The 9,870-nt window shown below is 32.2% G+C and carries 13 protein-coding genes; 6 read left to right on the forward strand and 7 right to left on the reverse strand.

Annotated features, from left to right (window positions below; translation table 11 throughout):
- The coding region (locus NY607_RS23795; RefSeq protein WP_259420538.1) for a hypothetical protein at window positions 1–617 on the forward strand (617 nt) is incomplete at its 5' end.
- A gap of 980 nt (window positions 618–1,597) precedes the next feature.
- Here NY607_RS23795 and NY607_RS23800 read toward each other — a convergent pair.
- Window positions 1,598–1,822, reverse strand: a complete 225-nt coding sequence (locus NY607_RS23800; protein WP_048395399.1) for a hypothetical protein — start codon at window positions 1,820–1,822, stop codon at window positions 1,598–1,600.
- Between the two features lie 102 nt (window positions 1,823–1,924).
- Between NY607_RS23800 and NY607_RS23805 the strand changes: the two genes are divergently transcribed.
- On the forward strand, window positions 1,925–2,221 hold the full coding sequence (locus NY607_RS23805) for a hypothetical protein (protein WP_259420540.1): 297 nt from the start codon (window positions 1,925–1,927) through the stop codon (window positions 2,219–2,221).
- An 8-nt stretch (window positions 2,222–2,229) separates the two neighbouring features.
- On the forward strand, window positions 2,230–2,658 hold the full coding sequence (locus tag NY607_RS23810) for a hypothetical protein (RefSeq protein ID WP_259420542.1): 429 nt from the start codon (window positions 2,230–2,232) through the stop codon (window positions 2,656–2,658).
- 431 nt (window positions 2,659–3,089) lie between these two features.
- On the opposite strand, the gene NY607_RS23815 is transcribed toward NY607_RS23810, so the two are convergent.
- The 5 genes from NY607_RS23815 to NY607_RS23835 form a co-directional block, all read right to left on the reverse strand.
- Window positions 3,090–4,112: a hypothetical protein gene (locus NY607_RS23815; RefSeq protein WP_259420544.1), complete on the reverse strand. Its 1,023-nt coding sequence runs from the start codon at window positions 4,110–4,112 to the stop codon at window positions 3,090–3,092.
- Between the two features lie 351 nt (window positions 4,113–4,463).
- Window positions 4,464–5,051 (reverse strand): hypothetical protein, encoded by a 588-nt coding sequence (locus NY607_RS23820; RefSeq protein WP_259420546.1) that lies wholly within the window; start codon window positions 5,049–5,051, stop codon window positions 4,464–4,466.
- 83 nt (window positions 5,052–5,134) lie between these two features.
- The gene (locus tag NY607_RS23825) at window positions 5,135–5,359 is read right to left on the reverse strand and encodes a hypothetical protein (protein ID WP_131522730.1); all 225 of its coding nucleotides are present in this window, start codon (window positions 5,357–5,359) and stop codon (window positions 5,135–5,137) included.
- Between the two features lie 10 nt (window positions 5,360–5,369).
- A complete protein-coding gene (locus NY607_RS23830; protein WP_131522731.1) occupies window positions 5,370–5,906 on the reverse strand; it encodes an RNA polymerase sigma factor in 537 nt (178 codons plus the stop codon).
- A 142-nt stretch (window positions 5,907–6,048) separates the two neighbouring features.
- A complete protein-coding gene (locus NY607_RS23835) occupies window positions 6,049–6,228 on the reverse strand; it encodes a hypothetical protein (protein ID WP_131522732.1) in 180 nt (59 codons plus the stop codon).
- 169 nt (window positions 6,229–6,397) lie between these two features.
- Between NY607_RS23835 and NY607_RS23840 the strand changes: the two genes are divergently transcribed.
- The gene (locus NY607_RS23840) at window positions 6,398–6,790 is read left to right on the forward strand and encodes a hypothetical protein (RefSeq protein ID WP_131522733.1); all 393 of its coding nucleotides are present in this window, start codon (window positions 6,398–6,400) and stop codon (window positions 6,788–6,790) included.
- 36 nt (window positions 6,791–6,826) lie between these two features.
- Here NY607_RS23840 and NY607_RS23845 read toward each other — a convergent pair whose 3' ends face one another.
- A complete protein-coding gene (locus NY607_RS23845; RefSeq protein ID WP_131522734.1) occupies window positions 6,827–7,153 on the reverse strand; it encodes a hypothetical protein in 327 nt (108 codons plus the stop codon).
- Between the two features lie 56 nt (window positions 7,154–7,209).
- Between NY607_RS23845 and NY607_RS23850 the strand changes: the two genes are divergently transcribed.
- Together NY607_RS23850 and NY607_RS23855 are read left to right on the forward strand one after the other, a co-directional pair.
- Window positions 7,210–7,539 carry a hypothetical protein gene (locus NY607_RS23850; protein ID WP_259420552.1) on the forward strand — a complete coding sequence of 110 codons (330 nt, stop codon included), beginning with the start codon at window positions 7,210–7,212 and terminating at the stop codon, window positions 7,537–7,539.
- A gap of 687 nt (window positions 7,540–8,226) precedes the next feature.
- Window positions 8,227–8,793, forward strand: a complete 567-nt coding sequence (locus NY607_RS23855) for a hypothetical protein (protein WP_131522736.1) — start codon at window positions 8,227–8,229, stop codon at window positions 8,791–8,793.
- Window positions 8,794–9,870 lie beyond the last annotated feature (1,077 nt).

The following is a 9,870-nucleotide window of genomic DNA, read 5'->3' on the forward strand; positions in this document are numbered from 1 at the left end:
AAACCATAAATGTATTATTTAACCAAATACATAAAAGGAGAATCGTTGTAATGAAAAAGTTGAATTTTTTTATTTGCAGTTTAATACTTACTTTGATTGTATCTACAGTTTTACCTAATTTTGCGCATGCCAATGAACTAGCAAGTAAAGAAAGTGCTTTAGCCGAATCAGTATTATATAACTTTAATACAAAGAAATTAGAGTTTGATGAAGAGACAGCCAAAGAAAAATATCATTTCACAGATGAAGAATTAAATTATTATGAATCACTAGAGTCACTAACTCCTAAAGAGGTTAATAATACACTTTTAACATTAGGGATAGACATGGAAAATTACGATGGCGACATCATCTATAAAGAAAATGAAGATGGAGAAATAACACCATACGCTGTTGTAGCATGGCTTGCAGGAATTGGTTTGGTTTCTTTCATTGGATATTTTTTCTGGGATCGATATCTTACACATAAAGAAAAAATGAACTACATGAATAGATGTTTCGATCAGGGTGGAAACCCAATAATTGATTCAAGAGATGACGCAGGTTTAAATGGACAAACTAATGCAACAGAAGCTAGAAAAATTGGGGGATATAATTTCGCGTGTGAAAAACCATAATGAACACTTAACGGCTGTTTTAAAGCAGTCATTTTTATTTTTTTGATTGAGCAAAGCAACAACTCTAGAAAACATATAGAAGCAAATAAACGTTTGAAGAAATGCACTTTTAAAATTCGAGCAAAGCGACAACAAATATAGCTGCTTATTTTTTGAAAAATAACAGCTAAATATTTGTAAAGGTAGTAGGAACTCCCTACCAAGTCAAAAACAGAGTTTTTGGGGAGTGTGCCCACACTCCCGTTGCTTGCCTTTCCACTCTAAGAATATTGAATAAAATATTTTCAATACAATTTGAAGCTCTTAGAAGTATCTAGGAGTTTCAAATTTTTATGTGCATTTTTAATGTGAAAGAGCATAAGGGAAATCTGCTATCACTTGGGGTGATGAAACAGATTGACGAATTACGGAATATTAGTACTCATACTCCCAATAAAGTGCTGGAAGGGTGCTTTAGTCCAACAAGGATTTATAACATATACATTCATAAAGCCAATAACGTTCCCAAATGTAAGTTTGGAAATACACCGAAAAGCCACGAATGTTGTTAAATCAACGTTTTATGGCTTTTTTAATGAATATTGTTTATACACCTTTTTATACAAACAGAGTAAACGTTGATGTAGCAGCATTTTTACTTACTTGATTTATTCTTCACTTTGTATAAAATCATGTATATTTCATAACTATTTTGAAAACGTCATGCTAGACGTAAAACTAAAACTTTAAAAGGTACTGTTACCACTAAGACTAAAAAATAGTAGGAGCCCTAAACAGAAAATAAGATCAGCAACGGTGATTTGTTTTATGCCAAGAGGGTTTGGGTCAGCATGGTTGTCAATCCAAATTTGCTCCTTATCCTCCCTGATCCCGTATCGCAAATTCAGATGACAACCGCCATATGCCCCTCTACCTACATAGATATATTGACTAAAATAAAAAAGAGTAGCTTTTGCTACTCTTTCCCATTTGTTTTAACATTATTTTTTTTCAACCATATCTCGAACAAATAAAATAATACCAACTATAAAAAAAATTACACCCAAAACAACCAAAACATATCCTGAATTAAAAAAAATATTATAAAAAGTTCCCTTATCTGAAGACCCTAAATTCAAAGTTAATATAGCAGTAACAATATATTGAGTTGAAATCAAAATAGCTGAAACGACAAAAAACAATGTTCCTAAAATTTTGTGATTCAATATACCACCCTTTTCCTTTTTTTGGTAATTTTAGTTGACTTTGAAATCTTTTCCGTTAAAGTTAATTATATACCATATATTTCAAGAGAAGGAATATGTTGTATGAAATTGAAATCTATTTTTTCAACTGTCTTATTGGCTTTTACAGTATTTTTCATCACGTCATTTAATGCCTCAGCTTCTGAAAATGATATACCAGAAAATATGGAACACACAGCTAACCCAAATATTTTTTATGATACAGACAATCAAAAATACTTTGATAAAAGAGAAAATGGATATATAGACGAAGTATATAGAGTTGAAGGCGGAAAAGTAGTAGAATCAATTTCACCAGAAGAATTTATTCAAATCGAAGAAACCGAAAAAATGAATTTACTCAAGATAGTTCAGACATAGTTTCTCCAATGGCCGTTACTTGGAGTCATATTTACAAAGAATCTAGTAACTATGAAACAAGAATATTCGGGGGACGTGCAAGTCTTATCCAAGAAAACCCAGGACCTGGTTCTGACACTCAAACTCTCGCTTACCAATATACTGAAACTTATTCTACTAGCACTAGCCTAACTAATTTACAACTGCAAGCTATAGAATATGGAGTTTCTTACTCTTTTTCAAAATCTAGAAGTATTAGCTCTTCACATGCTATGACAATAGAACCTGGTTATTCTGGATATTGGAGATTTGATCCAAAAGTGAGAAAATCAATAGGTACTTTAAGAAACCTTCTCCATGGACAATTTATGTCAGAAACTTCCGTAACTACAATGTATCCTACCCACCTTAACGGTCAATTAGATGGATGGTTGGTTGCAGTAAAAACTAAACTATAACTATAATAAAAAAGGAGTAGCGAATGCTACTCCTTTACGTCTTTATAAACGAGCAACTGGCGCTTTTTAAGTGCCGTATAGAAGATATCAAACACTGACTCACTGTGATACAAGCCACAAATCATTTTCTTACTTCGACTGCCTGCCAACCTATTTGCTTTACTCCTTGCATGAAGAAAAGCTCTCTTTTTTCTAAATTTCTTTTAGGTGGTTCGGCTCTTTAAGCTTCTCTCTAGCTTTTTAAGCCTTTTAAAATTAGAGCATGAAGTAAAATAAAGCAAAAATAAAATAACCGTCTTAAAACAAACGTAAATGGCCTATAAATTGATTTTTTTCATACAACTAGAATAAAAACTGTTAACTTTGCCATGCCTCTAGGAGGAAAATCCATAGCAAACTAGAGGTATGGTTTTTCACCATTCCTCATTGGATTAAATATCGCGTAACTTGGCCAAGATTCGCTCACGTTCTTGTGCAAAATAGGCTTTCTTTTCTTCGGTTACTTCTTCTTCTTGCTCATGACGCGTCGCAAACCATGCTGGGACTACTTCTACTTTTCTAGTTTTCTCTTTTTCTGATGCTGTAGATGCATTCGAAACCGTTAAATCGTTGATTTTGTTGCGAATAATGGCACTTAGTAAGGCTAAACGGTTAGTTTTCACGTATTGATTGCTCGCTGAAATGGCTGCATCTAAGGATTGATACATAATTGTTTCTAAATGGCCATGAGATAGCCCTAGCTTGTCCTCTGCTTTGATTTTTTTCAATGACCCATAGATAACACCTACAAATGGTTTAAAGCCCTCTAAAGAGCCTGTACGAGCTTGATAAAGGTCTTTTAAGCGATTATAAAGATTATTTTTCTGATCAGACGCCTGCTTAGTAGACGTCTTTATATCTTTTATTATTTTAATTTGGTTATTATAGTTAATAGTCGAATTTGAGCCATTCAGCGTTGATATAACAGCGTTTTGAGCCAAATCCTGATGTTTATTTTGATGTTTATTTGGTTGTTTAAATTCATCTTTAACGATGGCAATTTCAGACGCATTTAGATGATAAACTTCGCTTAAAATGCTTTCAAAGTTCACGTGCTGCACATCCAAAATGACACGACAACCACTATTCGTTTTTCCTGATTTGTTTCTGGAAAGGATAAATAACTTGGATTGCTCCATATACTTAAAAGCTGTTGAGATTGTATTGAATCCAACCTCTAATTTGTTGCTCAAATGCTCTCGGCTTACTTTGATAATGCCATTGTATGTAAGATCATAAATCAATTTTTCTAGCACTCTATGTACTTTCCCTCCAGGATAAATACCTTGTGTGGCCAGTACGTCTTCTAATTGCTGCAGGCGATCTTCTTTGAGTTGCCGGTCTCCTTTTTGATTGCCGTATGTCATAAATGTTTGGACTGCTTGGTTTGGTGTAGTTTTTAGTTTGTTTTCCATGGTAGTTGCTCCTTTTTGAAGCAAAAAAGCGTTTGCATCGTGTTTCTTAACGATGCAAAACGCTTTAGATTAAGGAGTAATCTTTAATGACTTATTAATAAACTGTTGAAATGTCTTCTAATTCATACTAGAATGACGTATATAGATATTATCTATATTTAACAGTTAAAAACAGTCATTTCACGATATGCTGCATCGTATGTGTGATATACGATAAAGCGATTAATAAAGAGCGCCAACTCTCTATTAGTCACTGTGGAATGGCTTTTTTACGTTCGATTTAGTTATTCTTACCATACGCTAAAGTTAGTAACTTGTAAATATATTCTCTGACTATTAGTTTCTATTAGTTTATTGAATAGAGCCATGACGCTTGAAAAATTCTAGTAATGCAACTTCGACTAACTGCGATTTTTTTATATTTAACTCATCGGCGACACGATCTACTTCTGCCACTAACTCCTCTGAAATATAATATGTTTTATTTTTTCTACTTCTTGTATTTAATTTCGCAATCTCATTGAATATTGGTAACTGGTCATGCGGATCCTCTTGCTGAATTCGCTCTTGAATCATCTTTTTTAACACATGAAACTCGTTTTCTGACAGGCCAATGGCGTTCAAAATCTCTAGGTTTTGCTGACTATTAGTTTCTATTAGCTCTTTATTAACTTCTATTAGTTTTCTATTCACTTTAGGAGTTTGCCTTGATGATACTGCTTTTAACTGTTCCAATGCTTCATTAAAAGTCATATCTTTATCCGAAACATCGGCGTCACGTTGCCATTCATGTTGCGATTTATTATAGAAGTACCCTAATGAATTAAATACTTCTCGTATGGTTGTATCACGTGTATTTAAAAATTTTCTAAGCTCTTTTAACGATTTTTTACTCGCAATAAGCTCGGAAACGTTGTTGTCTTTTGTCAGTTCTAACATACTATTCACTCTCCTAATAGTTTCTAATATATTAGTTTATATTAGTTAACTAATAATACTATTACTTTTCGTGGAGAGAGTCTTCATATAATTTTTTCACTTTCAATAAGTTCGAAGAATGAGGGTACTTTTCTAAATTGTTTTGTTTTAACAACCCTAATAATCATTAACGAAATTTCCTGTTCCAAATCCAGCCTATTTTGAAAACTGGTCTGATGTAAAACTGATTTAATTTTAGGCTGCAACATATCTAGAACCTCCTGTTGGAATGCCGCACTTCTTAATTCACTTAATTCATTTACTGGCATCAACATCACCTCAATTTTTTTGATATTCCTGCCTAATTTTTTGAAAAGCTTGGTTTTTAGCTTTATTGACAGCTTGCTTTGAAATGCCTAACTTTCTTGAAACTTCTTCTTCCGTTAAATTATCTATAAAAATAGCATGCAGTATATATTTCTTTTTTGGGCTTAACTTCGAAACCATATTATAAAGTTGCTTGTCCTCCAAGATTACTTCCAAATGAGCGAAGTCAGAATACATCCATTCAGACTCGTCATCAATACTTTCATCGGGAACTAAATCAATCAATTTGTTCTCTCCGTCATTAATGTCGCTATCTAACGTTAACTGATTAACTCGATTATTATGACGGATTTTTTTGTCATATTTTTGAGATTCGAAATACAAAACACGAGAAAAATAACTAAGTAATTGAATTTTTCTAACGTGGGTTTTGAATAGTTTTTCTATAGTGTCTCTCGTATGAGGGGCAGGATTCTCTAAATAGCTTTTATAAAGTTTGCTTACTCTTTCATCTTCTAAAAAAGATTTTAATAGACGATTTTGAACCAAAAAATCAACTCCTATACAAAAACAGAAACATATGTTCTATTTTAAAGCAAAAAAAGAAGGATTCCCATCCATAATTGTGTTCATTTTACATATTTAAGATCAAAAAAGTAGAGAAAAACTATCAATAATTAATAACAACCAATTACTTATTATTTTCTTGTTTTTCTTTTTGTAATAATGACTGAACAGCATTTGTATTGTTATTTACAGCTTCAGTTAATAAGCCCAATGATTTATCGAATTTCCAAAAAATAAGTAGAAACGCAACAATCGGAAAACCTGTATTACTAATTAAACCAATTAAAAATTCATATTCTCCCATTAAATTCCCTCCCTTCTTTAATAAGGGGAAATTCATAGGCATTTCATCAACCATTTTTCAAAAAAATATGTAATAAAAAAAATTGCATCTTTGGTTGTCAAAACAATAACCATTTTCCCTTTATAAAATGTTAGCAGCTAACAAAAACAAAAAACAGGAGATGATTTACATGGCATGGAAAAAGCTATCTTCAGACACAACATCAAAACACAAAAACGTTTTCGTTAAAGAGTATCTTGTAAACAAGTTAGGTTACAACTACGGAGATTTCGCACTGGCTATTGCTGGTTTAGGTATCGCAGCAGTGGCGACATTTTTCGTTGGTTACATCGGGCCAATCGTAGCAGGTATTTTAAACCTTGCGGGCATTGGGCTTTCGCTGAAAGCATTATTAGATTTATTTAACGCAAATCCAGAAGAACAACGATTAAAACAGGTTATCACTGATATGGAGAAATACGGTGGTAACTACATTCAAACAGTAACAGAATTGTGGCAATGGGAATCCGCAAATGGTAACTCTTACACTTGGGAAACTCGCATAAATTACTACTGGTATTAAGAGATATAAGGGAAAAGGCTCTAAGCCTTTTCCTTATCATTTAAAATTCAAATAGATTTTAAATGAAATCAAAACAAAAAACACAAGTGAAAAAGAAATTACAAATATATCATTTACTACGATTGAAGCAATGAACAAACTAATCAAAAATACTAAGCTACAAATATAAAAAATTGTATCCACTTTTTTACTTAATTTCAAAAGATCTTGAAGTGCAAAATGAAAGATTTCAAAGATGAGATAAAATAAAAGAGCCATATATACCTTACCTTTCGGCTCATCAAGTGGCGGTAAACCAGCTAAAAGCACGAAAATCAAAACAATTGCAAACGTCAAATACAGCATTACTTTGTTGTACTTCATGTTGAAAACAACTCCATTTCATATAGATTTTAAAAGAATAAAGGTGGTTAATTGATATGGAAAACAAAAATATCGAAACATCTAAAAATACTTCAACAGCTTACAATGTCGAAACAACAAAAGCTAAAAGTCTTCCGACAACTTACAATGCGGAAGCATCTAAAAGCATCTCAAATACTAACGATGTCAAAACATTTGATGATAATCAATATATGCAAGAATACGGACAGTTTTATTTCATTAATGTAGAACCGAAGGTGCAAGAATTGGTAGCAGCACAAGGGACAAAAGCTAGACGAAAAATTCAACGTGAAATTCTTGCTATCATTAAAAACGCTGGTTATCATAACGAAGCTTATCGTATGAGGGCGCTTTTTAACCTCTAATAATTTACCATCATTTACTAATACCCATTATGAATTAATCTAAAAAAAAGATAATTATTGGACTTGGGTAATTGATTAGTCCATTTACTTATAAACTGTCCTCCCTATGGCTAAACAAAGGGAGGTTTTTTTATGTAAAAACATATCGAAAGTCTATACATTCCCATGCATTTTAACTTTACATAACATTAGAAAAAGGCAGTAACGTCAAGGGTGGATCCTTTGGCGTTACTGCCTTTTCAGTTAGATTACAAGTTATTGTATATACAGTATTTTATACATCGTTGATTTAACAGCATTTTTTAGTTAAATTACTAGCTGCAGCATGTATAAAATAGCGTATAAAACAAGCAGGTTATTTTATTTATTGACTTTCTTAGGTTCGCTCATACTTACCTTTATTTTTTGTCTCTCCAATTCGATTCTCTCGAATTCAGCCTCTAGCTCCCTCTGCTTAATCAAATATTCCTTTTTTATTTGATAAACCTTAATAGCACTGAAAACTACAATAATAAAAGCAAATATCAACATTAAAAGTTGTATATTTGAGAAATACAATTAGGCACACCTCACATTCTTTATTATATTATACATTTATATGGTTATTATGTATAATGATGTAAATAATACATTTTACAAACCATAAATGTATTATTTAACCAAATACATAAAAGGAGAATCGTTGTAATGAAAAAGTTGAATTTTTTTATTTGCAGTTTAATACTTACTTTGATTGTATCTACAGTTTTACCTAATTTTGCGCATGCCAATGAACTAGCAAGTAAAGAAAGTGCTTTAGCCGAATCAGTATTATATAACTTTAATACAAAGAAATTAGAGTTTGATGAAGAGACAGCCAAAGAAAAATATCATTTCACAGATGAAGAATTAAATTATTATGAATCACTAGAGTCACTAACTCCTAAAGAGGTTAATAATACACTTTTAACATTAGGGATAGACATGGAAAATTACGATGGCGACATCATCTATAAAGAAAATGAAGATGGAGAAATAACACCATACGCTGTTGTAGCATGGCTTGCAGGAATTGGTTTGGTTTCTTTCATTGGATATTTTTTCTGGGATCGATATCTTACACATAAAGAAAAAATGAACTACATGAATAGATGTTTCGATCAGGGTGGAAACCCAATAATTGATTCAAGAGATGACGCAGGTTTAAATGGACAAACTAATGCAACAGAAGCTAGAAAAATTGGGGGATATAATTTCGCGTGTGAAAAACCATAATGAACACTTAACGGCTGTTTTAAAGCAGTCATTTTTATTTTTTTGATTGAGCAAAGCAACAACTCTAGAAAACATATAGAAGCAAATAAACGTTTGAAGAAATGCACTTTTAAAATTCGAGCAAAGCGACAACAAATATAGCTGCTTATTTTTTGAAAAATAACAGCTAAATATTTGTAAAGGTAGTAGGAACTCCCTACCAAGTCAAAAACAGAGTTTTTGGGGAGTGTGCCCACACTCCCGTTGCTTGCCTTTCCACTCTAAGAATATTGAATAAAATATTTTCAATACAATTTGAAGCTCTTAGAAGTATCTAGGAGTTTCAAATTTTTATGTGCATTTTTAATGTGAAAGAGCATAAGGGAAATCTGCTATCACTTGGGGTGATGAAACAGATTGACGAATTACGGAATATTAGTACTCATACTCCCAATAAAGTGCTGGAAGGGTGCTTTAGTCCAACAAGGATTTATAACATATACATTCATAAAGCCAATAACGTTCCCAAATGTAAGTTTGGAAATACACCGAAAAGCCACGAATGTTGTTAAATCAACGTTTTATGGCTTTTTTAATGAATATTGTTTATACACCTTTTTATACAAACAGAGTAAACGTTGATGTAGCAGCATTTTTACTTACTTGATTTATTCTTCACTTTGTATAAAATCATGTATATTTCATAACTATTTTGAAAACGTCATGCTAGACGTAAAACTAAAACTTTAAAAGGTACTGTTACCACTAAGACTAAAAAATAGTAGGAGCCCTAAACAGAAAATAAGATCAGCAACGGTGATTTGTTTTATGCCAAGAGGGTTTGGGTCAGCATGGTTGTCAATCCAAATTTGCTCCTTATCCTCCCTGATCCCGTATCGCAAATTCAGATGACAACCGCCATATGCCCCTCTACCTACATAGATATATTGACTAAAATAAAAAAGAGTAGCTTTTGCTACTCTTTCCCATTTGTTTTAACATTATTTTTTTTCAACCATATCTCGAACAAATAAAATAATACCAACTATAAAAAAAATTACACCCAAAACAACCAAAACATATCCTGAATTAAAAAAA

The sequence above is a fragment of the Lysinibacillus sp. A4 genome, from assembly GCF_024919535.1.
In the GTDB taxonomy this organism is placed as follows: domain Bacteria; phylum Bacillota; class Bacilli; order Bacillales_A; family Planococcaceae; genus Lysinibacillus; species Lysinibacillus capsici.

Excerpts from the sequence above, each read along its gene's own strand:
- NY607_RS23805 (WP_259420540.1), top strand. The coding sequence starts at position 1,925 with ATGAAATTGAAATCTATTTTTTCAACTGTCTTATTGGCTTTTACAGTA.
- NY607_RS23810 (WP_259420542.1), top strand. The coding sequence starts at position 2,230 with ATGGCCGTTACTTGGAGTCATATTTACAAAGAATCTAGTAACTATGAA.
- NY607_RS23815 (WP_259420544.1), bottom strand. The coding sequence starts at position 4,112 with ATGGAAAACAAACTAAAAACTACACCAAACCAAGCAGTCCAAACATTT.
- NY607_RS23820 (WP_259420546.1), bottom strand. The coding sequence starts at position 5,051 with ATGTTAGAACTGACAAAAGACAACAACGTTTCCGAGCTTATTGCGAGT.
- NY607_RS23825 (WP_131522730.1), bottom strand. The coding sequence starts at position 5,359 with ATGCCAGTAAATGAATTAAGTGAATTAAGAAGTGCGGCATTCCAACAG.
- NY607_RS23835 (WP_131522732.1), bottom strand. The coding sequence starts at position 6,228 with ATGGGAGAATATGAATTTTTAATTGGTTTAATTAGTAATACAGGTTTT.
- NY607_RS23840 (WP_131522733.1), top strand. The coding sequence starts at position 6,398 with ATGGCATGGAAAAAGCTATCTTCAGACACAACATCAAAACACAAAAAC.
- NY607_RS23845 (WP_131522734.1), bottom strand. The coding sequence starts at position 7,153 with ATGAAGTACAACAAAGTAATGCTGTATTTGACGTTTGCAATTGTTTTG.
- NY607_RS23850 (WP_259420552.1), top strand. The coding sequence starts at position 7,210 with ATGGAAAACAAAAATATCGAAACATCTAAAAATACTTCAACAGCTTAC.
- NY607_RS23855 (WP_131522736.1), top strand. The coding sequence starts at position 8,227 with ATGAAAAAGTTGAATTTTTTTATTTGCAGTTTAATACTTACTTTGATT.